Here is a 23,149-nt window from a genome sequence, read left to right on the forward strand (position 1 = left end):
AATTTGAAGACAGCGGATTATTTAAGTATACCAGATTGGTAAAGAAATATAAAAAATAATGCGTTTGGTATAAAAAACAAAATCGCTTTGTTTACAGCACTTAGTTTTACTTTCAATTAGTTATAAATTGATAAGATATATACTGTGAAAATTAAATATTTAATTGTTTTAGCGCTTAGCATAGTAAGTTTAAACCTTTTTGCACAAACCAATGGTCTGCTAACAGGAACAGTACAGAATGCCAGTACCAGCGAGCGAATGGCTGGAGTGACCATCAGCGTTAATGATAGCTTGATAACGGCAAAAACAGATTCGACGGGTAGATTTAGAATTTCCCTGGGAGTGGGTACCTACAAAGTTTCAGCAAATTATGTAGGTTTTACAGCCGTAACTAAATACAATATTGTGGTGGGCAGCGGTAGTCCGCAATCAGTAATGTTCGAACTGCAAGTTTCTGCTGTGACGTTGAGTGATGTGGTCATCAAGTTTAACAAAACCAGATCTGCTATAGCTACTGATATGGTTACACCACTCTCTGTCCAACAGCTAACTACCGAAGAAATCAAAAGTAATCCCGGTGGAAATTTTGACGTGTCTAAGGTTATTCAAACTCTGCCAGGGATCGGAATCAGTAACGGCGGAAGTGAGCGTAACGACGTCATTGTACGTGGTGGAGCACCTAACGAAAATGTTTATTATCTGGATGGGATCGAAATTCCTTTGCTTAACCATTTTCAAACGCAAGGAAGCTCTGGCGGTGCCCAGGGTATACTGAATGTATCCTTTATCGAGAGTTTAAAGCTTTCTTCATCCGCCTTTGATGCCAGATACGATAATCCTTTAGCTTCCACATTTGTAATTAAACAACGTGAAGGTAATGCTGAACGCTTTGCTGGTAATGCCAGGGCTAGCTTAACCGAATCGGTTTTGACTTTAGAAGGTCCGCTTTCTAAAAATACAACCTTTCTAGCTTCGGGCAGGAAATCCTACTTAGGTTTGCTTTTTGGCTTAATTGATTTGCCAATTAGACCCAGTTTCTATGATTTTCAATATAAGGTAGTTCATCGTTTCAACGAGAAAACTACGCTAACAGCGATTGGCTTGGGGGCGATAGACCGTTTTAATTTTGCTGCACCAAAAGAAGCTTCACCAGAAAATATCTACACACTAAGGGCAACGCCTTACATTAACCAGTGGACCTACACCGCTGGGTTTAACCTGAACCATAAAATCAATAACGGTTTTTTAAATTTTACGCTCAGTCGAAATGTTTTTGATAACCAGCTGGATAAATATGAGGATGAGAGGCAAATAGAGACGGCGAGAACACTTTTAGTTGCTTCGCAGGAGATAGAAAACAAGTTCAGGTTCGATATCAATAAATTCGTAAACGGTTGGAAACTCTCCGCTGGTATAATGGTACAGTCAGTGGGTTACAATACCAATTTTTTCAATAAAACTACTCCTGCGGTTAACGGTAGTAGTGGAAATGTCATAAACTTTAAAAGTGATTTTGACTTCTGGAAATACGGACTTTTTTTACAAGGTTCTAAAAATTTATTTAACAACAGCCTTTTGGTTTCGGCTGGTGTAAGAACGGATATGAACACTTTTACGATCACTGGCGATAATCCTTTAAAAACACTTTCGCCGCGGTTATCAATGGCTTACCACATCAATTCTAAATGGGATATTAACGGATCTATAGGTTCTTACTTTAAAATTCCTACTTATACTTCGTTAGGGTACGTTGATCCAAATGGCGTTCAGGCTAATCAAAGCATGTCATACATCCGCTCAGACCATTATGTGTTAGGTACACAATTTTTGCCTAAAAACGATCTTCGATTTACTTTTGAAACGTTTTACAAAGCTTATAGCAATTACCCTGTGGCACTGTTAACTGGTATATCTTTAGCCAACCAAGGTGCAGAATTTGGAACAGTAGGTAATGAACAGTTGTTAAGTGTCGGCGAAGGAGAAACTTATGGTTTCGAGTTTTTTGTTCAACAGAAATTAGTGAGCAAGCTTTTTTATGTTGCGAGTTATTCTTGGTTAAGAAGTAAGTTTTCCGGTACAGATAAATTGCTTTTACCTTCTTCTTGGGATAGCAGGCATTTGTTTTCTTTAACCTTAGGTTATAAGCTGCGGAATAATTGGGATTTAGGGTTAAAATACAGATATGCTGGCGGCACACCTTATACGCCGTTTGATTTAGTGGCCTCTCAACAGAATTACTTAACCAGCGGAACAGGAACTTTAGATTATCGGAATTTAAATACCTTAAAGCTCAGGGCTTTTAGTCAGCTTGATTTAAGAGTGGATAAACGAATCAACTTTAAGAAAACTTCCTTAAACTTATATGTTGATCTACAAAATGTGCTGGCACAAAAGAACGGAAGTTTCCCTAAATATACCTTCAAAAGAAATCAAGATAATACTGGATTTGCCACTACAGATGGTAATCCCCTAGAAGTAGACGGAACTAATGGAATTCCGACCATTTTGAATACTGATTCAGGAAATATCATTCCTTCTATTGGTTTATTATTTGAGTTTTAACTCTGCGCGTATTGTTGTGGATAGACAATGATGAATATATATATTAACAAATTTTAAACTTTGTAGTTGTATTGGAATAAACAGGAGTTTCTTAAGGGATACAAGGACGGTTATAATTTTTCCGAATTAAAACAAGGAAAAGTATCAGCTAGGGGATATATTCGTTTGCGATTGTGATAACGGTTCCCTTCCCTAAGTTATTTTACCCTTGGTCCGTCGTCTGCTTTTACCCACTCATCGCGTTTGCAATTGGTACATTCTGCTTTTTGTTTTTCACTGATGTTATGAACCTTTCCGCAGAAGCTACAGGCATAAAGTCCGGCATGATCTACTGTTTTGAACGCTTGAGCAAATTCTTTGGGCATGATCGGCAAACCTGGCTGCACCTCTTTATCTGAAAAAAAGAAGATGCTTACGCAGCCGGATGTTTCGAGTATGGCCGTTTTAACCTGACCGAGATGGGAAACTCCCTGTTGTCGCAGTTCGGAAAAGAACTCATCCTGGGCAAGGGTTTCCTTCCGGAATTCATTAACGGAAAATATGCCTCCCTCAATGATATAGGTAGCTTTGCCTTCAACGAGGTCGTCAAATCGCTTGCTTTTAGCCATCAGGTAGGTGGTTAGCCTGTAGGCTCCTACAATGATGGCGAATATGGCTAAAGGCACCATAAGCCCAATTTCCTTGTAGAACATCGGATCTCCGGCTGCAGAACCCAAACTGATGATGACCACCATTTCGAATACTGATAATTGCCCGACACCGCGCTTCCCAAGAAGCCTTAGCCCGACGAGTATGATAAAGTACATCAATATGGTGCGTATGGCAATCTCGATGAGAAATCCCCACTGTTCTTCACCTACCATTATTTTGGTCCAATTGATATCCAGCATATTGAAATTTATGTTTGGTGTGAATGGGTTTAAATAAACAACCGGTCAATTTAAATATTTCAATGGTTGATTTTCCAAGAAATCCTGCAACAGTATGTTGTGCTATCTTTTTGATCGGGTGAATTGAAATATCCGGCCCAGACCCAAAATACCTGTATTATTTTTGCTCCCCGCTGGATGTTTCGGTGCTACCCTCTTCATACTTTTTTTCGCCATTTTCATCTTCGTGTACAATGAGCGAATGAGGCGCCGCAGCTGATGGATTACTTCCTGTTCCCGAGATGTCGGGTATGCTCATGATATCGATGTTGCTGTCTGTTGATGACTGAATGGCTTCGGTATTTCCCAATGCGGCCTGGGCAAGTTGTTCCTGTTTAGTCAGGCGTTGTTCTTGCTGCTCATTTTCATTTTTGTTGGCTTCCATAATTTCTTTATTACAGGTAAACATCAAAAACAGTTCGATAGTTTGCTTATTGCGAAAATGAAGCCGGCAGAATTTGGTACTGGAAAAAATTAGCGTTGCTGAAAAAGCTGTTCTTACGATTCAGGCTTTGAAGCAACAATAACTAATATGAAGAAAATCAACTCGATTTCCGCATCCCCCATGGAAATGTTTGAGATCTTACCGTTGAGTACATCGTAAACATCGATAACAAAGGAGCTAACAGTGGTCGTGATGCGGCGTAAAACTGATCGATCCTTCCGGGCCAGCTATAGGAATATGGACAAAGAGATGGCAATGTTCAGCAGGCCTATCCTTTATACCAGCCTGATATCTTTTTGGGCCGGTGATCACATAAAGCTGTTGGATAGGTAGTGCCGGCCATATGCCTGCAATCAGAAAAATATCAATTGTAAAAAAAGTATTTTGATCATTAAAGCTGCGTCTTCCGGCCTTTAGCTGTATTCATATTAAAAAATGCTTGTCTTCAGTTAGCTTTTCCTTTTTTTGACTGATTTTCTATAAAGCGCAGATTGATTTTCATCAAATCAATTTCTTGGTTGTTATTTCCATAACCGTTCTCAATAGTCTATATTTGCTGTTCGATTATTTATATTCTTGCAAGGCATCACTTCTTTTCTCAACCGTTACTATCGTACAGCATTTGGTATTATTTGCCTGATGTTGATTTTTGTTTATAGTAAAAGGTTTGGTTACATACTTTTCCATACTTTGGTTGAACTCTTTTCCATCGTGATAGCTTTCGCAGTGTTTATTGTTGCGTGGAACTCGAGGAAAATGCAGGATAACAAATACCTGCATGTGGTAGGGATTTCCTATCTTTTTATTGGCGCGCTGGATTTATTACATACATTGAGCTATAAAGGAATGAATGTAATCCCCTTATCGGGATATCCTGCCAACCAGTTCTGGGTGGCCACACGTGGTATGGAGGCGGTGATTTTTTTAGGCGGTTTTTTAATGATTGGACGGAAACGAAAAATTAATACCGAACTACTTTTCCTTTTATACTTTTCAGTGTCTTCACTTATCGCTGCGAGTATTTTGGTATGGGGAGTGTTCCCTGTCTGTTTCGTGACTGGCGCTGGTCAAACCCTTTTTAAGGTGATATGTGAATACATGATCATCTTACTCTTGTTGGTAAGTTTGTTTTTGCTATACAGGAGAAGGGCTAACTTTGATCGGAAAACTTACCGCCTTCTTTCCGGTTCTATTATCGTTGCAATCTTAAGTGAATGTTGTTTTGCTACATACACGTCTAACTATGGCATGCTAAATGAATGGGGACATTATGGTAAACTGATTTCTTTCTTTTTGATTTACAAGGCTAATGTGCAAATGGCTTTTGAGAAGCCCATGGCCAGTATTTTTCGTGAGCTTAAGGCCAGCGAGACAGAGTATAAGACTTTGGCTGAAAATCTTCCGGATCTGATCATGCGTTTTGATGAAAACCTGGATTGCATCTATATCAATCAGGATATCGGCAAGCTTCCGCAATTTGCAGATTACGATGTTCAATCGTTAAGCAAACGGATCGGTAATGATTTGAGGCAGGCACTTCTAACAAGAAAAAATATTGCAGGAGAACTGGAAGTGAACAGGCAGCAAAGCCACTATTATTATTCATTCCAGATCATTCCGGAACTTTTCGATCATGCTTCTGAAATCAGGCTTTTGGTTATTTTCAGGGATATCACTATTGTCAGGAAGGAAAAACTCCATCTGTCCAAGCTTCTGGATACCCTTCCGCAACAAGTATGGACGGCCCGGGCCGATGGTACGATTGATTATGTTAACGGTGTGATCATCCGTGATTTTGCGCTTGAACCCGATTCCCCTTTTGGTTTGGGCTGGCAACACTATGTTCATCCTGATGACTTGCAGGAATGTATTAAGGTATGGATGCTTTCCCTTAGCAATGGTACCGAATACCAGGTTCAGTTTAGATTGAAAATGGCAGATGGTCAATATCTCTGGCATTTGGGCCGGGCCGTGCCTATCTTTGAAAATGGTGAGGTTGAACTATGGATTGGTTCGAATACCAATATAGACCTGCAAAAGAAAGGGCAGGAGCAACGGGATGAATTTATTTCTATTGCCTCGCATGAATTGAAGACACCGTTAACCAGTATTAAGGCATTTAACCAGCTGCTTGCCAGGACGAATGATCTTGAGCGGGCAAAATCTTACTTGCAAAAAGTAGACGTTGCTACGAATAAACTTGAAAGTCTGATTAACGATCTGCTGGATGTGAGTAAGATCAATGCAGGTAAGCTCCAGTTCAATAAAACCACTTTCAACCTCAACCAGCTGATTCAGGAGTGCTGCGAAAACCTTCAGCTAAGCGTTAATACCCACCGGATCATTTTTACCGCGAACGAACAAATAAATATATATGCCGATCGTTTCAGGATGGAACAGGTAATCGATAATTTACTCAGTAATGCCGTTAAGTATTCCCCTGGTGCGGATGTGGTAAATATTACGTTCAGAGTTGAACAGGAATCGATTATTATCGCTGTCGAAGATCATGGTATAGGGATAGGTAGTGAGGAGCTTGAAAAGCTTTTCGATCGTTATTACCGGTCAGATAATGCTGCGGGGCGCTTCGGTGGACTGGGTTTAGGTCTTTTTATTTCATCAGAAATTATTAAAGCTCATCAGGGAACATTCTGGATCGAAAGTGAGCTTGGGATAGGAACTACCGTTTACATCCGCGTTCCAATGAAAGAAATAGTGGTTAGAAATGACTTGGTTACAAAAGGGCAGAACTACAGCAATAAATACCTAACCATTAGTTATAACCATCAGCAAGACTGGATGGAAGCAAACTGGACCGGGCATCAGAATTTTAAAAGTGTGCAAAACGGGTGTCTTCAGATGATAGAGATGCTTAAAAGCTCCGGGCTTAAAAAGGTGCTTAATGATAACAGAGAAGTGCTCGGGAATTGGTCGGAGGCATCAGACTGGGTAGGAAAGGTTTGGTTTCCGATGATGATTGAAGCTGGGCTTCAGGATTTTGCATGGATTTTTTCTCCAACTATCTTTGCGCAACTTGCTGCTCAAAAAAGCTTCGATGTATCGGACGGTAGCGCTAACGTTCGCTTTTTTTACGACGTAGAGGAAGCCAAATGCTGGTTGAATGAAATCAAAAAAGATTAAGTCTTATGATTATTAGTAAGGTCTGAATTGAAGATAATCCCAACAACAGGATTTATCTTCAATATATTACTTTTTTATATCCTATCTTATTTTATGCTCCCAATCTCTGGGAAGGTGCAGATCGCATGCATTTGCCATTTCCCGCACAAATGGTAATCAGTTTCAAAAGCTTAAAACAAACGTTTTGCAGAAAACAGGCGTGCAAAATCATCAAAGGTTTTACGGAAACTTCGACCCACTGGAATGACTGTTTTATCAATCAATACCTCATGGTTGCTAAGAGCGGTTACCTGGTGCTTATTGATGACAAATGACCGGTGAATTCTTAAAAATCCTTTCTGCTGAAGATGTACGGCGAGTTCGGAAACTGACGTTTTGGAAACCATGGAAAGCTCGTTTTGAAGCACCACTTTAATATCGTTCCCGATACTTTCAAAATAAAGAATATCTTTTAGCAAAAGCTTGCGGCTAAATCCTTCTGATTTACAAATCAGGAAATCATCTTCGTTTTCCTTTTTGATATTTCTAAGGACCCTGTCTACAGATTTGAAAAAGCGTTCGAAAGTGATGGGTTTCAGCAAATAATCTACTGCTTCAAGCTCAAAGCCTTCGATGGCAAATTCCCGGTAAGCGGTGGTAAAAATAGTAGCCGGCTTTTTATTCAGCGACCTCAGAAACGCTACGCCATTGAGATCGGGCATCTGAATGTCCAGAAAAAGAAGATCCACTTCCTGCGTTTGTAAAATTCTATAAGCCTCCAGTGCATTTGCTGCTGTAGCTACCAGCTTTAGTTCCGCAATCTTTTAAATATGGCTTTCCAAAAGCCTGATAGCCAAAGGCTCATCGTCTATCACAATACAGTTGATCATGTTGTTGGAGTCTTTAATTCGGCTACTTTTAACAGGCTGTTCCATGAAAATCCGGTGGTCTGGATTGGAGTTGTAAAAAACAGATCACAACAGAAACGTTTAGAAATTAATCCGGCGAATCGTAAAAATTACTTCAAAGACACCTATGAGAATTTTTTTCGCTATATCATGGAGAAAGGTGGAAAAGAGGAAAAATTTGAAAAAGTCAGGATCATAAATGATGACGTGATTGCAAGTGTGAGTTTTAATTATTCGTTTCGTGAAGAAAATACGGTAACAAATTGGGGAAGCGAATACTGGCAACTTATTAAAGCGGAGGGGAAATGGAAAATTGTAAGTATCATTTATTCTTTCGAAAACGCAAAATTTTTCCCAGGCATTACCAGTAGGAAATAAATATCATGTTTCAAATCAACCTGCTCAGCTTTGCTTTCACAAAAACATGATCATTAAGGAAGGGTAGTCTGGTTTTCGAAGTACTAATGTAATGTAGTCGTCATTTGAACGCAAACAGCTGCCGCGATTGAATAAACATGCCTAGAGGAAAATAACAAAAGGCTATAATGACAATGAAACAGTTATTTTTTGTAAACGGGTGTGATCAGGTTCAAATGAAGAAATTTTGTTATTGATGTTATCAGACAACAACTATTAATACATCGTTTTTTAAAGGCAAGTTAAGCGTTTTTGACTTTTGATGTGAAAGATCGATCGGCTACACCAATTTAGTTATCATAGATACGATTAATGATTTGGTTCCTGTTGCTAATATCAAGCTTTTCAAAAATCTTTCTGGAATGATATTTAACTGTGCTGACGGATATAAATAACTGATCTGCAATTTCATTATTCTGTAACCCTCTTATCATTCCATTAAGAACCTGACGTTCCCGTTCCGAAAGGTTAAATTTTTCTATCAATACCGGATTGATGTTTTCCGGATTGAAGATCGTTTTTGGGTGTTCCGATATTATGGGATAGAGATAATGATTTAGAATTTCTTTACTTTTCTGGCTACCGTCAGCTGTGATGTTAATGACGATTGTAATATTGTTAGCTGTTTTCATGAATGATAGATTTTTCTTACTGTATAAGATTCAGGATCCCCCTATGTTCTGAGTTTTTGACATTTGGCCCGATTATGAATTGAAGATGTGTAATAACTTTTCTCTGGTTATCGGTTTATCTAGAATTCCTTTGATCTGCCGATACCTGATGATGCTATCGATCGTTGTCGGATCAATGAATGTAGATGATAAAATGATTGGCGTGTCAAGCATAAGCTTATCAACGGTTTCCAGAAACTTATTTTCCATACATTCAGATGCTTCATACTCCAGAAAGATCAGGTCAGTTGGGTGTGTACGGATAAATTCGGAAGCTTCATCAACTGAGATAAAGGAAAAAACGTTGAAATTTTTCGAAATGCTCTTCAGTAAAGATCTGGTAACCATATGGCTCAGTCTTTCACGCTCAATCACCATGATATTTTTAATATGCTGGTTGATAAATTTGGGTGCAATGTTAATCTTTGGAGTAGCTAACTCTGACATGTGAAATGTTTCTTCAAGCCGTGTAAGCATAACTGCCGACTGTCTGGCGAGAAGGTGGAATTCCGCTGAGAGTTTTTTGTAGATATTTTTGTTGTTGCCTGAAAAACACAAAGTGGCATCATTGATCGCGTTCAGGCCAATACTCAACGTTTTGTTCATTAATTTTGAGAAATCCCGAAGTTTTTTAATACGGGTTTGAGTAGGTGATGCATCCACTTCTCGCTTATGCTCCAGGATACAATTATATCCGATATGTTGCTGTTGGTAAAATACTTTAATTAAACGCAATTGTATATTTATGTTGTTAAATGCTATATTTATATCTACTATTTCATTACTGATGTTATGATCAAGGAAATAGTGCAATGCTGACACGGCTTTCTTATCATTAATTAACTTCGCAAATAGTGATGCGCTAACTTCAATTGTAGTATGTAATATTGTCCTAAAGAAAAATTTGGTATTTTGCGAATACTCCATAATCCTGCCAGATGAATCCAGATGCAAATAATTATCGTTCATCATGACTGGGAGAAGCGATTTTAACAACACTTTTGTTTGATTATGGTGGTTAAATTTTTGATTGATTTTGATGCGTTTCATATAATATCAATTTTCTAAGGAGTATTTAAGAGCTAACGTTGTCTATATTCGCAATAATACTTGTCAGTTTTTGCTATATTTGTTACAATTGTTTGATTATAAGTTTATGTTTGTGAAATTTTGTGAATCGACTACGTTTAAGATTGTAAATCTGCTAAAATTTAAAGCATAATGCAAGATATTATTTCAAAAAAAAGTATTGGAGAAAGATTACGATCGTTGCGATTGTCTAAACAGCTCTCGCAGGCGGAAGCCTCTGATTTGTTGGGTTTGTCAAGGAGTCATTATTCCCAGGTAGAATTAGGAAAGCAGTTTCCGTCATATGCTGTCCTCTCGAAGGTGGCCGAAGTGTATAATAAAGAATATGAATGGATACTTCATGGCGATCTTTCTGGTTCTGTTGCTGTTGCCGATGAGACAGTGGTGGTTGATGCGGCGGATCAATCGGTGTCTAAATCTCGTATAACGGGCATGGAATCAATTTCTGTCAATAGTCAGGAGGTGTTGTTGGTTAAAAGTGAAGATTTTCTGATGTATCTTAAATTTCGTGATCAGCAATCTTTTCTTTATAGTCTGCCGAAATTATATTTGCCTTTCCAGCAGCTATCGAAAGGGCCTTATCGTGCGTTCCATGTAGAAGGCGATAGGCCTGAAGTGTTGTTGTGCGATCAGGATATTGTGATCGGGGAGCTGGTAAGTGATAAATTGCGTGTCGTTTTATCAAGGATTTATATAATTGTGCTTAACGATCAGATAGTGATTGCTAAAATTCAAAGATATGATGCTGAAGGTTTTTTTGAATGTCAGTCTAGGGCCAATCAGTTTGTGAGCGATCGTATTGAAATTGAGTCCATAATGGAGATTTGGGAGGTTAAGCTGAAAATAACTTTTGCTATTACCAAAAATTTTGGACAGGGTGAGTCTTATCGTAGTGTGGACCATACCATTCGTGACTTAACCCAGGAGATCAGTAAGATCAGGGCTTTGGTCGATCGTTCTTGATACTGATTGTTGCCTTTGTTTATCGTTAGTCTTACAGAAGTCGCAACTTTTATCTAATTGGTGGGTTTGTGGGTTTTTTCTGTTTATGGTTTTGTGGGCAAGAGCGCCTGAGCTCTTGCTGTTTCCTGTCTTGTGGCTGTTTTCTGGTGCTTCAGAAACAATCTTTTTGCCTTTTAACTTGATTTGTGTTTAATGCAGCTTACCACGGCGATTGGCCTTTGGTTGGCTTTTGCTGTAAATTATTGATTTGCATTTCTGACTGGAATAAAATAGTTTGAAATAATATTGCTATTAATTTGCAATTAATTATTTCATTTTATAATTTTGTGAAATAATATGTTTCATTTTGCTTGTTGTAGCAAATTAACCAGAAAAGAAAGTCAAACCATATTTTATGCAAAGAAAATTACTAATTCTATTAATGGCATCCCTTTTATTCGGTATTTCGCCGGTATTTGCACAAGCCCCTCAGCAATTCAATTATCAGGGTGCGTTACGTAATCAGGATGGAAGTGTTGTTGCGGGAAAAAGCATTTCGTTACGACTTTCAATCTTAAACGGTTCCGAGCAGGGCGACGTGCAATATTCGGAAACAAGAAATGTTACTACTACATCATTGGGTATGTATAACGTAGCTATTGGCTCAGCTGGTGCCCTCAGCAGTTCCAATAACTTTTCATCTATCAACTGGGCACTCGGTTTAAAGTACCTAAAAGTTGAAGTTGATTTAAATGGCGGCCGAAATTTTGTTGCTGCCGGCACAACACAGCTTTTAAGTGTTCCCTATGCATTATATGCTGCAAACGCTGTTGCAGGCAAGGATGGTAAATCTGCTTACCAGATTTGGTTAGATGCAGGCAATACCGGATCTGCTACAGATTTTTTAAATTCCTTAAAGCTGTCCGGGCAAAGTGCCGGTGGTGATCTTGCAGGTAATTTTCCTGCCCCATCTGTGGTCAAACTACGGGGCATCGATGTGAGTGATGCGACCCCAGCTGCTGGTCAGGTGCTCCGATTCGACGGAACCAGATGGGTTCCTACATCAGTACCTGCCACTGCAAGTGCAGATGTGGTCACAAGCCAGCCCGATGTCATTTCCCTTTCAAATGCTACAGGTGCTGCACTTAAGGGATTAGGGATTAACCTCAAGCCTGGTGCGCCAGCTTCGTTTTTAGTAACAGACGAAACACAACAAGTTAAATGGCAGTCGGCGGCAGAAAGTGGATTGTTTAAAGGAAAAATAGCAACGGTCAGTTTTAACTCTTTAGATAATGGATCGAGCACAATCCCGGCTAATGATGTAGCTAAAGCGAAAATAACTGTAGTTGGCGCACAAGTAGGCAATTCAGTATTCCTTAATAACGCAGCAGATGAAACAGAATATTCCATCATTTCATCCTGGGTAAGTGCACCAAATGAGGTTAGCATCCGTTTGGCCAATTACCAGCCAATCCCTGTTGATATTACCGGACGGCAGTACAAACTTCTTCTCATTCAAAATTAAACAAAAATTATATGAAACAATTTTTACTAAAATCAGTCCTGATGATGGGACTGTTGTTTGCTACTGCATTTTTTGCAAAGGCGCAAAAATTTGGCGATAACCTTGGTAATCATACGGCTACTAAAGATTTGCAAATGGCTGGAAAGTCTATTTTCAATGCTGAAGGTATTGCCATCGGAACGGCTACTATCAGCAATGGAAGTGTTGCTTTGCAAATTGGCAGTGCCAATAAAGCTATTTTAATTTCTTCGGTAACGGCCAATACCGATATTGCGACACCTGTAAATGGTATGATTGTATATAATAATACCGATAACAAGTTCTATTTATATCAAAATGGTGCATGGGTTACATTTGCGCTTTCACTTAAGGCCAGTACCGACGGTATAGAAAGTGTTTCCAACGCAAATGGATATACGCTTACCCAGGTCGGACAGGAAACAGTACTTAAACTAGCGCCTGCAGATGCTACAAATCCCGGTGTCGTAACCGCTATTGATCAAACGTTTGGGGGTAATAAAACCTTTAATGGAAATGTCAGTGTAGCAACGGGTGCCAGTTTAAATGTTGTTGATGGTGCTACAACTTTAGGCGGGACATTATCTGTTGCTAAAGATGTTACCGTAGGTTCTGCATCAGTACCGGCAAATAGCATTCTGAATGGGGCCTTGAGCGTAAATGGGCAATCTACCCTTGCAGGAGCCGTAACAGGAGCTTCAACCCCTACTTCCGCAATTAAAATTGTTAATCCGGTTGATGTTTCAGCGTCGGATGTACAATCATATCTTGTAGTAGATGCAGATGGAAATGTAAAAAGAGGTGCCTCCAGTAATGCAAGTCTTGCAAAATATCAGATTCCGGTACCTCTAGGTACCTCGGCGGCATTTGATCCCGAAGGCAATTCAGGTGTCGAATTTACACTAAACATCAACGAAATTAAGGTTAACGATGCCATTGTAGTCAACTTCGCAGCTGCTGACCGTGCAAAGTTTGCCGGTTTAACCATTCTCTCTGCAACCGCTAGTGCAGATGGTACGGTTAAGGTTAACATAGCCGACTTTAGAAATCCCGCCGTAGCGGGTTACACCGTTCCGGACATTGATAGTGCAAACCTGATTGTTACCAAATACAACGCTGCAAATGTGGTATTAGCGGTTACACCAAGACCGTAATTCAAGGCAAAATATTATAATAAATATGAAAACAACGCTTCTAAAAACGATGACGGTTACAGGACTGTGTGTCCTGGCCGTAGGATTTGCGCAGGCTCAGACCCAAAAAATGGGTGATAACCTGGGTAATCACACCGCCACCCGCGACCTGCAACTTGCCGGCAAACAGATTTTAAATGCATCTGGTGTAGTAATTGGTGCCACAGTAGCAGCAAACAACAGTGTCGCCTTACAAATTACGGGGGCAGATAAGGCAATTCTGATCACTAATGTGGCCGCTAATACCAACATCGTTAATCCGCTAAACGGTATGATTATTTATAATACTACCGACAATAAATTTTATCTCTATCAAAACAACGCATGGGTAACATTTGCGCTCTCTTTAACTCCAAGTACAGACGGAATAGAGTCGGTGTCGAATCCTAATGCCTATACACTGACTCAGGTTGGACAGAATACGGTCTTGAAACTAGCACCTGCTGATGCGACAAATCCAGGTGTGGTTACCACTGGTGTGCAGACATTGGCGGGTGACAAATCTCTAAAAGGAAGTTTTTCACTGTTAACCGGAGGAAATTTAACTGTTACAGAAGGAACTACGAATCTGAATGGTAACCTTACAGTAGGAGCAACCGGTGCAGTTGTACAAACTACCCTCAATGGCGGGCTTACCGTATCAAATAAAACTACACTCAACGGAAATACAGGTACAAATTCCAGTCCTGTGAACGGAATTGTATTTTCAAATACCGTTCCGGCATTAAACACCGAAGCAGAAAACTTTTTAGTTGTAGATGCAGCCTCTGGTGAAGTAAGAAGATCATCTTTCGTGGCCAATGCGTTCTTTAAGCAAAAAGTAACTGTCCCGACATTTACATTAGGTGCGAACGAGGCTACAAAAATAGTGCTTAATGTGCCTGGCGTTCAGCAAAATGACGGTGTGGTTGTAAATTACGATGCAGCAGATCTTGCCGCCACCCCAGGTTTAGAATACATTTCTATATTGAATGCTACGGCAACCGATAATTTGCAGGTAAGTGTTGCCATTGCAGATATGAGACAAGAAAATGCAGATGGCACGCCACTGGTGCCCGCATCAACACTCTTAAGCGGTAAAAAATTCGTGGTTACACGTTACAGACAAACTCCATAAATATAGAAAATAGCGTCTGTGCGGCGGCTAAGCCAGTATAAAAGCTATTGAGGCAATCCATGACAAAAATTTACAAATTCATATTTTATGTTTTAGTACTGTTAGCCCGAACAGGTGTTTGGGCGCAGTCTAACAGCTCAAATGTGCTCAGTTCATCTGGCGGCCATGCGACTGTAAATGGAACTACTGTTGAATGGAGTGTTGGCGGGACTTCGGTAAGTTCTACGGCCTCGTTACCGAACGGGATACTATTGACGCAGGGATTTTTACAGCCGATTGACCGGATGATTCAGTTGATGCTCATTTTTGATCCCCTTGCCTCGAAGACGTATGAAGACGTAGATTTTCAACTGTTTGCACGGGCCAGTGATGGCAGTCCTGTTGAGTATACAAGTACGAATACTGATGTAGCCATTATATTAAATGGAAATACGGTCAAAATCGTAGGGGCCGGAACAGCTAATATAAGGGCAACAATAAAGGGAACCAATATCTCCAAAGATCAACTTTTGCTGGTAGACAAGGCGACGCAGATGATCACTTTTGATCTGATACCTGTATTGTACAAAGGAGATCCTGCTTTCACCATGAATGCATATTCAAACAAGGGTTTACCAATTGCTTATCATAATTCAAATCCATTTGTTGTCCGGGTTTCTGGAAATATCATTACCCCCGTTGATCTGGGCCGTTCAACGATCACCGTAAATCAGGCGGGGAACCGGAATTACAAGGCTGCAGAAGCAACACAACAAGTGCAGGTTATCAGCAGGGAAGGGGATGATATCAGCGTGCCTCTGGCCGTTACTCCAAATGGAGATGGAATGAATGATGTGTTGGTTATCAAGGGTATAGAAGACTTTCCTGATAACAATGTTGTGATTGTGAACCGAAACGGCACAAAGGTTTTTGATGTGAAAAACTACGATAACTCAGAAATTATTTTTAGTGGAAGGGGAACTTACAACGGCTCGTTTAATGGGCGTTTAAGGACCGACAACTTACCGGCAGGAACCTATTTCTATTCTATTGTATATCGGCGCGGCGGTGTAACGAAACGTAAGACGGGATATTTTGTACTAAAGTATTAGATAAATGAATAAAATAAAAGTTTTTTTGATGTTCATCCTGTTGGTCGGGTGCTTGCCATCTTTCGCTCAGCAGCAGTTCACCTATACGCAATACATTGATAATATAGCGCCTATAAATCCGGCCTGGACGACTACTAGGAAAGTTTCAGAATTTAACTTCCTGGCTCGTCAGCAATGGGTTAATGTAGATGGCGCACCCCGTACGTTTATGGCTAATGGGTCCTTTCTGCTGGAAGATATCGGATCATCGGTTGGATTTAGTTCAATGACCGACCGTGTAGGGCCTGAATCGCTGACGGAATTCAATTTATTTTTTGCAAAATCAGTGCAGCTTGAAAATGATCTTTACTTTTCCACCGCCTTGAACGGAGGTTTTCGAAATTATAATATTTTATATTCTTCTTTGCAGACCGATGATGTGCTACTTTCAAACGCCGATGTTAGAGACAACAGATTTAATGTTGGGGCAGCCATTATGGTTTACGTACCAGGGAAATTTTATGCGGGTGTTTCTATCCCCCGTATCAATCTTGGGAATGCAAAGGGAAGTTTGAGTGATGTGGGCTATTTCAGAAATTTCTATTTTGCCAATATCGGCTACCTGGCGAATTTAAGCGATGACTTTAGGCTGGAAGCGGCTTCGGTGTTAGCCTACACTTCCAATGTTCCTTTACAAGTAGATGTATCTTCTAAAATATGGATCAGGGAAACCCTTGGGTTAGGATTTAATTACCGTTCTAACAATGAACAGGCATTACTCACATCCTACAGGATAGGGCAATTTAATATGGGTTACAGTTACTCATTTGTTTTCGGAAATAAAAGAATCGCAGGCTTTCAGAACGCTACTCATGAAATTACGTTAGGTATCCGTCTCTCCAGCACTGAAAGAGATCCCAGGACCTGGTATCGTTAATTATTATAGCAGAGATGTTGAATTTGCCAACGTTGACATAGAAAGGTGAAACCCTGTTGACGGAAAGCTTTTGAAATTATAACTACCCGGTGCAAGTGCTCGGTAAACAGATAAACAGAAAAAATAAAGTTGATTAAGATGAGAATAAATTTTACAAAGATAATATGCCTGATGGCACTACTACTACTCGTCGCTACCAGTATGTATGGTCAACAACGGATGGGCGACAACCTGGGGAATCATAAAGCCACTAACAATCTGGACATGAATGGTAAAAACCTGAATCGGGTTCAAGTGGTCAACGCAGAGAACGTCGTGATTGGAACCGCTTCAGCTGTTAACAATGCTTCAATTTCATTACAAGTTAACGGGCAAAAAGCGATATTGATTCCCCGCGTGACCAATCTGCTAGATGCAACAAATCCGGCTATACCTGCGGCTAATCTGCTGGAGGGAATGATGGTTTATGATTTAACAACGCATAAGTTTTACATCAGGGATAATAACTCCTGGATAACGTATGGTTCAACGCGTTTAGCAGATGCCAATATACTGGTAGGTGATGCGACAGGTACGGCCAGGTCAGTTGCGATGACAGGCGATGTAACCATTAGCAACGCTGGTGTAACTGCGATCGGTGCTTCGAAAATCCTTACACCGATGATTGCCGATGCAAATGTAACTGCCGTTAAACTGGCTGATAGTGTTATCGCTCCATCCAAAATGAAAGTTGGAACTGCAGCAAATCAAATATTAAGAACAAATGCAACTAACCGCGCAGTTTGGGCAAACGTATCAGACCTCGGTTTTGTTGATTTGATCAGTAACCAAACCATTGACGGTGTAAAAACTTTCTCTTCTAACGGGGGGCTCATTGCAACGGGCAGTTTGGGACAGGGAACTGTACCCACTTTACCCAATGGCGTCAGGATGTCGTGGATACCCAATAAAGGTGCCTTTCAGGTTGGTTTACAATCCGGTACTGAAGGTCAGGACAGCAATATCGGACTATATTCTTTTGCCGCAGGGTCCGGAGCAAGTGCAAAAGGAGTTGCATCAGTGGCTTTGGGTATTAATACGCTAGCTTCCGGCAACAATGCTCTTGCAGTAGGTAATGCCGCTTCAGCGTTAGGGTTGGGCTCGGTAGCCATAGGCTCTAATGTGTCTTCAGGGGCAAATGCAGGATCTTTTGTATTCGGAGATAACCATACAGTGGCAGGTACTTCGGGTACCAATGATGCAGCAAATCAGATGTTGATGCGTTTTAGGGGAGGATACAAGTTTGTTTCCGCAATAAACGCGTCAAACGCCGCTACAAAAGGATTAACGATTGGTGCAGATGGCACCGCTTCATACATCGCCAACGCAAGGGCTTTATTTACCCCGCTCTCTTTGGTGGATAAAGGTTATGTAGATTCGCTTTCAGCAGCTGGCCCTTTCGTAAGCCGTTATCTGGCGCAGACAGTAGCCGGGCAGAAAACATTCAAAAGTGACAGTGGATTTGTGGCGATTGGAACTAACGGTAACGGAATCATTCCGGTTACCGGTGCAGGAACCAGGATGATGTTTTATCCGGGCAAGTCAGCTTTCCGGGTAGGGCAGGTAACCGGCACGCAATGGGATGATTCGAGTGTAGGTGCCGCTTCTACCGCATTAGGATATAATACCACTGCATCTGGCGCAAATTCAATTGCAATGGGTAGCACAGCCAGTGCACTGGCTCAGGGTGGCGTTGCTATTGGATCTAATGTTTCTACAGGAGCATTCGCCGGCTCTTTCGCATTTGGTGATAACAATACTGCAGCAGGTACTTCAGGTACCAATGATGCCGCAAATCAGATGTTGATGCGTTTTAGGGGTGGATATAAACTTGTTTCAGCGATCAATGCATCAAATGCCGCTACAAAGGGGCTTACTATCGGTGCAAACGGTGTGGCTACCTATTTAGCTAATGCAAGGGCTTTGTTTACACCACTTTCATTGGTAGATAAAGGTTATGTAGATTCGTTATCTGCAGCCGGGCCATTTGTAAGCCGCTACCTGGCACAGACGGTAGTTGGGCAGAAAATATTTAAAAGTGACAGTGGATTCGTGGCTATTGGAACCAACGGTGCGGGAATCATTCCGGTTACGGGGGCAGGAACCAGGATGATGTTTTATTCAGGTAAATCAGCGCTCCGGGTTGGACAAGTATCGGGTACACAATGGGATGATACCAATGTGGGTACAGGATCAATTGCTTTGGGTTACGATAACATTGCTTCAGGCTCAAATTCTGTGGCCATTGGTGCTAATGTGTCAACAGGATCATTCGCCGGCTCTTTCGCGTTTGGAGATAATAATACGGCTGCAGGTACCTCGGGTACCAATGATGCCGCAAATCAGATGCTGATGCGTTTTAGGGGAGGATATAAATTTGTTTCAGCGATAAATGCATCAAATGCCGCTACAAAAGGACTTACCATCGGTGCTAATGGCGTGGCTACCTATTTAGCTAATGCCAGGGCTTTGTTTACGCCACTATCATTAGTAGATAAAGGTTATGTAGATTCACTATCAGCAGCCGGACCATTTGTAAGCCGCTACCTGGCACAGACAGTAGTCGGTCAAAAAACATTCAAAAGTGATAGTGGATTTGTAGCTATTGGAACAAATGGTGCGGGAATTATCCCGGCCACGGGTGCAGGGTCGAGGATGATGTTTTATCCCGGTAAATCAGCATTCCGGGTTGGACAGGTAACAGGTACACAATGGGATGATGCCAGCATTGGTGCCGCTTCCACCGCATTAGGATATAACACCACTGCGTCTGGGGCAAATTCAATTGCAATGGGTAACACCGTCAGTGCACTTGCCCAGGGCGGCGTTGCTTTAGGCTCTAATGTGTCCACAGGATCATTTGCAGGATCATTTGTATTTGGTGATAATAATACTGCAGTAGGGACTTCAGGTACCAATGATGCGGCAAATCAGATGTTGATGCGTTTTAGGGGAGGATATAAATTCGTTTCGGCGATCAATGCATCAAACGCCGCTACCAAAGGATTGACCATTGGTGCAAACGGTGTGGCTACCTACTTAGCTAATGCCAGGGCTTTATTTACGTCACTTTCATTAGTAGATAAAGGTTATGTAGATTCGCTCTCAGCAGCAGGCCCCTTTGTGAGCCGCTATCTGGCGCAGACAGTAGCCGGGCAGAAAACATTCAAAAGTGACAGTGGATTTGTGGCGATTGGAACTAACGGTACCGGAATCATTCCGGTTACCGGTGCAGGAACCAGAATGATGTTCTATCCCGGCAAATCTGCGTTCCGGGTTGGCCAGGTAACCGGTACGCAATGGGACGATACCAGTGTGGGTTCAGGATCAGTTGCTTTGGGTTATAATACCATTGCCTCGGGATCAAATGCGGTTGCTGCCGGTAGTGGCGGAACTTCCAGTGGTAATAATAGCTTTTCATATGGTACTTCGAATAGCGCTACCGATTCAGAAGCTTTCGCAGGCGGAGGTTTAAGTACTGCCAGCGGAGCGCGATCCATGGCTGTAGGTTTGCAAGCTTCAGCATCCGGGACTGAATCATTTGCCTTGGGCAAATACGTTACTGCTGACGCTGCGCAAGCGGTTGCTATTGGGGCATTTGCTTCTACTAACGGTTTTTCCGGAGCATTTGCACTGGGTGATGGATCTGGTTCATCGGCCAACACGCTAAAATCACTTGCTGCCAATCAGATGGTGATGAGATTTGCAGGGGGGTATCGTTTCTACACATCAGCTAATCTTTCCTCGTATGTAGACATCGCTGCTGGTGCCAATGGCGTGAGTATTACGTCCGACAGAAGAAAAAAAGAAAACTTCGAGAAAATAAATGGTGAACATTTTTTGAGTAAAATTGATACCATGCAGCTCAGCAGCTGGAATTATAAGGGGCAAGATCCTAAAAGCTTCCGTCATTACGGGCCTATGGCACAAGACTTTTATCAGGCTTTTGGAAAAGATAGTTATGGCAAGATCGGAAATGATACCACGATCTCCAGCGCGGATATAGATGGCGTAAATATGATCGCCATCCAGGCTTTAATTAAAAGGACTAACCAACTTCAGGAAGAGAACAGGTTACTAGCCGAGCGCAATCATGTTTTGGTTAAAGAACTCCAGGATATCAAGGATCATGCTGCCGAAACATTCAAGTTGGTAAACCACAACCTCGATCAACAGCGTAAAGCACATGAATTACAGCTCATGGCTATCATTGAACTCCTAAAAAAAAGTAATCAAAAGGATGTTAGTGTAGCCGCAGCACAGGTGTTAGAAACAACAATGAAACATCCAGCCTACACAAATCCGATTAAAGACAGATAATCCTGATTTTAGTCTTATGGCATGATAAAACAAGTTGAATGAATGTTGGACACCTGTTTCGGTAGTTTAAGTTAGTTTCCGCATTGAACATTTAAAAAAATGGACAGAAAAATAGCTATAAAGAAGTTAGCGTCAAGAATAAATCTGATGCTTCCCTGCATATACTCAGAAGAATTAACAGCGCATGCATTAGTTATCCCTTTTCTGCAGATTGTGGGAGCTGACGAAAAAATACCTGAATCAGGTTCAGCAATCAGTATGCTGATGAAAAGGAGAAATGGCCATTCTAATTTTGCCATCTTTCAATATAACAAGCTGAATATTATGGTGGCATACAGCCACCATCAACACAATATGGATGAATGTAAGACTTTTTTAAACGATTATTGGAGAAAGTTCAGATCTAAGTTTGGCCTTATTACCAATGGTATAAAATATGAAATGTATTCTGCTGCTATGATCTACCGGAATGATTATTCCAAGCCCCTATTTAACTTTTGTATTACGACAACTCATGCGGGTAAGATTAATAGCATAATCAATCAGTATCAGGATCTTCTGGTGTTAAACTTATAATTTACATGGGAACATCAAAATTCAGTGTAACCAGTATTGAGAAAGCAAAACAGCTGCATACTCAGTTTCCGCACGAGGTGCATGAATTTTTTACTTATTTAAAATTATACATTACTTATAACGGCCATGATAATCTGGTTGAAAAGCGTTTGATAAATTATCTTGATCAATACCAGGAACAGATGGATAGCGACGCTTTGACATTTGCGTACATGCTTTTTCAACCCTCTTCAGCACGTTTTGTTGAGCATTGTATCTTATCATACGCCATCCACTCTGATAGCAGTACTTACTTTGCAGATTATGTAAAAGCCAACTATTTATAATGATATGGGCTGAATATAAATGTCGACAAAAAAGATGAAAGAAAGGTTTGGGATGATGCCCCGGCCTGAATTAACGAACACAAACTTTTTATTAATATCCTTTAAGAAATGAAAAACAAGATTTTCCTTATGATGCCATTGTTGTTCTTAACAACAATTGGTCTGGCACAAATTAAAATCGGCGCAAGCACAGGTACGCCAAATGCAGGAGCCATGTTAGAAGTGGAAAGCAGTAACCGTGGTTTCTTACTGCCCCGAATAGCTTTAACCTCTAACACCATGACACTAAATAGTGTTACCCCTCCAAATGGAATGATGGTGTTTAATACGAACACCTCTACTTCAGGAGGATTAGCCGGTACTGGTTTGTATGTGTGGAATGGCCAATGGACCCTGATATTGGAAAGTAGCGCAGCAGACCCGGCTGGTTCTTATAAGCTTTCTGCGGCTAACTCGATGACTGGGTACTTATTATGCGACGGATCTGCCGTATCGCGGACAACTTATGCGGGTCTGTTTGCGGTTATCGGGACTTCATTTGGTTCTGGTGATGGTTCATCAACCTTCAATCTACCGGATTTTAGGGGTCGTGTTTTTGGTGGTGTAGGTTCAGGTCCGGGTTTGTCTACAAGAAATTTGGGAAATTATATTGGAACGGAAACGGTAACATTAAGCTCCTCGAACATGCCCGCTCATAGCCATAGAACATCTCTGGCTGCAGATGGAAATGACGGATCATTTGGCAATACGGGTTCCACTCGCTATACTGAAGCAATAGGTGGAACACCGAACCTTAATGCTCCTGTAGCATGGACAGATTCTTCTGGAAGCAATTCTCCCTCACCATTCTACATCATGCAACCAACATTATTTGCTGGTAATACTTTTATTAAATTCTAAGTTTTACTTTTTTACTATATTTTCGAAATGTACTCACTTCCGAAA

Annotated in this window: 18 protein-coding genes; 13 read left to right on the forward strand and 5 right to left on the reverse strand. The window is 41.0% G+C overall.

The genetic code is table 11. The features are described 5' to 3' along the window. Positions 1-144 precede the first annotated feature (144 nt). Complete coding sequence (locus QZ738_RS14010; RefSeq protein WP_293788382.1) at positions 145-2,562, forward strand: TonB-dependent receptor; 2,418 nt, start codon at positions 145-147, stop codon at positions 2,560-2,562. Between the two features lie 197 nt (positions 2,563-2,759). On the opposite strand, the gene QZ738_RS14015 is transcribed toward QZ738_RS14010, so the two are convergent. Then, complete coding sequence (locus QZ738_RS14015; RefSeq protein WP_293788383.1) at positions 2,760-3,452, reverse strand: DUF421 domain-containing protein; 693 nt, start codon at positions 3,450-3,452, stop codon at positions 2,760-2,762. A 157-nt stretch (positions 3,453-3,609) separates the two neighbouring features. Next, entirely contained in the window at positions 3,610-3,876 is a 267-nt protein-coding gene (locus QZ738_RS14020) for a hypothetical protein (protein ID WP_293788384.1), read from the reverse strand. A 636-nt stretch (positions 3,877-4,512) separates the two neighbouring features. On the opposite strand from QZ738_RS14020, the gene QZ738_RS14025 reads away from it, so the two are divergent. Further along, complete coding sequence (locus QZ738_RS14025) at positions 4,513-7,077, forward strand: MASE3 domain-containing protein (RefSeq protein ID WP_293788385.1); 2,565 nt, start codon at positions 4,513-4,515, stop codon at positions 7,075-7,077. A 170-nt stretch (positions 7,078-7,247) separates the two neighbouring features. Here QZ738_RS14025 and QZ738_RS14030 read toward each other — a convergent pair whose 3' ends face one another. After that, the gene (locus QZ738_RS14030; protein WP_367268595.1) at positions 7,248-7,877 is read right to left on the reverse strand and encodes a LytR/AlgR family response regulator transcription factor; all 630 of its coding nucleotides are present in this window, start codon (positions 7,875-7,877) and stop codon (positions 7,248-7,250) included. Between the two features lie 9 nt (positions 7,878-7,886). Here QZ738_RS14030 and QZ738_RS14035 point away from each other — a divergent pair, with 9 nt between their 5' ends. Next, positions 7,887-8,342: a hypothetical protein gene (locus QZ738_RS14035; RefSeq protein ID WP_293788386.1), complete on the forward strand. Its 456-nt coding sequence runs from the start codon at positions 7,887-7,889 to the stop codon at positions 8,340-8,342. A gap of 329 nt (positions 8,343-8,671) precedes the next feature. Here the strand turns inward: QZ738_RS14035 and QZ738_RS14040 are convergent, their stop codons facing one another. Beyond that, entirely contained in the window at positions 8,672-9,013 is a 342-nt protein-coding gene (locus QZ738_RS14040; protein WP_293788387.1) for a response regulator transcription factor, read from the reverse strand. A gap of 72 nt (positions 9,014-9,085) precedes the next feature. Beyond that, the gene (locus QZ738_RS14045) at positions 9,086-10,102 is read right to left on the reverse strand and encodes a hypothetical protein (protein WP_293788388.1); all 1,017 of its coding nucleotides are present in this window, start codon (positions 10,100-10,102) and stop codon (positions 9,086-9,088) included. A 171-nt stretch (positions 10,103-10,273) separates the two neighbouring features. Here QZ738_RS14045 and QZ738_RS14050 point away from each other — a divergent pair, with 171 nt between their 5' ends. The 10 genes from QZ738_RS14050 to QZ738_RS14095 all read left to right on the forward strand — a co-directional run bounded on the left by QZ738_RS14050 (position 10,274) and on the right by QZ738_RS14095 (position 23,104). Further along, on the forward strand, positions 10,274-11,104 hold the full coding sequence (locus QZ738_RS14050; protein WP_293788389.1) for a helix-turn-helix transcriptional regulator: 831 nt from the start codon (positions 10,274-10,276) through the stop codon (positions 11,102-11,104). A 394-nt stretch (positions 11,105-11,498) separates the two neighbouring features. Next, a complete protein-coding gene (locus QZ738_RS14055; protein WP_293788390.1) occupies positions 11,499-12,608 on the forward strand; it encodes a hypothetical protein in 1,110 nt (369 codons plus the stop codon). 11 nt (positions 12,609-12,619) lie between these two features. Further along, complete coding sequence (locus QZ738_RS14060) at positions 12,620-13,780, forward strand: hypothetical protein (RefSeq protein ID WP_293788391.1); 1,161 nt, start codon at positions 12,620-12,622, stop codon at positions 13,778-13,780. Between the two features lie 25 nt (positions 13,781-13,805). Further along, entirely contained in the window at positions 13,806-14,936 is a 1,131-nt protein-coding gene (locus QZ738_RS14065) for a hypothetical protein (RefSeq protein ID WP_293788392.1), read from the forward strand. Positions 14,937-14,995: 59 nt separating this feature from the next. Further along, entirely contained in the window at positions 14,996-16,027 is a 1,032-nt protein-coding gene (locus QZ738_RS14070; RefSeq protein WP_293788393.1) for a gliding motility-associated C-terminal domain-containing protein, read from the forward strand. 4 nt (positions 16,028-16,031) lie between these two features. Next, positions 16,032-16,943: a PorP/SprF family type IX secretion system membrane protein gene (locus QZ738_RS14075; RefSeq protein WP_293788394.1), complete on the forward strand. Its 912-nt coding sequence runs from the start codon at positions 16,032-16,034 to the stop codon at positions 16,941-16,943. A 171-nt stretch (positions 16,944-17,114) separates the two neighbouring features. Next, positions 17,115-21,302, forward strand: coding sequence for a tail fiber domain-containing protein (locus QZ738_RS14080; RefSeq protein ID WP_293788395.1), 4,188 nt, complete (start codon positions 17,115-17,117; stop codon positions 21,300-21,302). A 99-nt stretch (positions 21,303-21,401) separates the two neighbouring features. Continuing rightward, positions 21,402-21,878 (forward strand): hypothetical protein, encoded by a 477-nt coding sequence (locus tag QZ738_RS14085; protein WP_293788396.1) that lies wholly within the window; start codon positions 21,402-21,404, stop codon positions 21,876-21,878. Positions 21,879-21,883: 5 nt separating this feature from the next. Then, positions 21,884-22,204, forward strand: a complete 321-nt coding sequence (locus QZ738_RS14090) for a hypothetical protein (protein ID WP_293788397.1) — start codon at positions 21,884-21,886, stop codon at positions 22,202-22,204. Positions 22,205-22,312: 108 nt separating this feature from the next. Further along, complete coding sequence (locus QZ738_RS14095; RefSeq protein WP_293788398.1) at positions 22,313-23,104, forward strand: phage tail protein; 792 nt, start codon at positions 22,313-22,315, stop codon at positions 23,102-23,104. Positions 23,105-23,149: the final 45 nt, after the last annotated feature.

The sequence above is a fragment of the uncultured Pedobacter sp. genome (assembly GCF_913776295.1).
In the GTDB taxonomy this organism is placed as follows: domain Bacteria; phylum Bacteroidota; class Bacteroidia; order Sphingobacteriales; family Sphingobacteriaceae; genus Pedobacter.

Coding starts and splice junctions, on each gene's coding strand:
- QZ738_RS14080 (WP_293788395.1), top strand. CDS start 17,115: ATGGCACTACTACTACTCGTCGCTACCAGTATGTATGGTCAACAACGG.
- QZ738_RS14070 (WP_293788393.1), top strand. CDS start 14,996: ATGACAAAAATTTACAAATTCATATTTTATGTTTTAGTACTGTTAGCC.
- QZ738_RS14055 (WP_293788390.1), top strand. CDS start 11,499: ATGCAAAGAAAATTACTAATTCTATTAATGGCATCCCTTTTATTCGGT.
- QZ738_RS14045 (WP_293788388.1), bottom strand. CDS start 10,102: ATGAAACGCATCAAAATCAATCAAAAATTTAACCACCATAATCAAACA.
- QZ738_RS14035 (WP_293788386.1), top strand. CDS start 7,887: ATGGCTTTCCAAAAGCCTGATAGCCAAAGGCTCATCGTCTATCACAAT.
- QZ738_RS14060 (WP_293788391.1), top strand. CDS start 12,620: ATGAAACAATTTTTACTAAAATCAGTCCTGATGATGGGACTGTTGTTT.
- QZ738_RS14040 (WP_293788387.1), bottom strand. CDS start 9,013: ATGAAAACAGCTAACAATATTACAATCGTCATTAACATCACAGCTGAC.
- QZ738_RS14065 (WP_293788392.1), top strand. CDS start 13,806: ATGAAAACAACGCTTCTAAAAACGATGACGGTTACAGGACTGTGTGTC.
- QZ738_RS14050 (WP_293788389.1), top strand. CDS start 10,274: ATGCAAGATATTATTTCAAAAAAAAGTATTGGAGAAAGATTACGATCG.
- QZ738_RS14085 (WP_293788396.1), top strand. CDS start 21,402: ATGGACAGAAAAATAGCTATAAAGAAGTTAGCGTCAAGAATAAATCTG.
- QZ738_RS14095 (WP_293788398.1), top strand. CDS start 22,313: ATGAAAAACAAGATTTTCCTTATGATGCCATTGTTGTTCTTAACAACA.
- QZ738_RS14090 (WP_293788397.1), top strand. CDS start 21,884: ATGGGAACATCAAAATTCAGTGTAACCAGTATTGAGAAAGCAAAACAG.
- QZ738_RS14075 (WP_293788394.1), top strand. CDS start 16,032: ATGAATAAAATAAAAGTTTTTTTGATGTTCATCCTGTTGGTCGGGTGC.
- QZ738_RS14020 (WP_293788384.1), bottom strand. CDS start 3,876: ATGGAAGCCAACAAAAATGAAAATGAGCAGCAAGAACAACGCCTGACT.
- QZ738_RS14015 (WP_293788383.1), bottom strand. CDS start 3,452: ATGCTGGATATCAATTGGACCAAAATAATGGTAGGTGAAGAACAGTGG.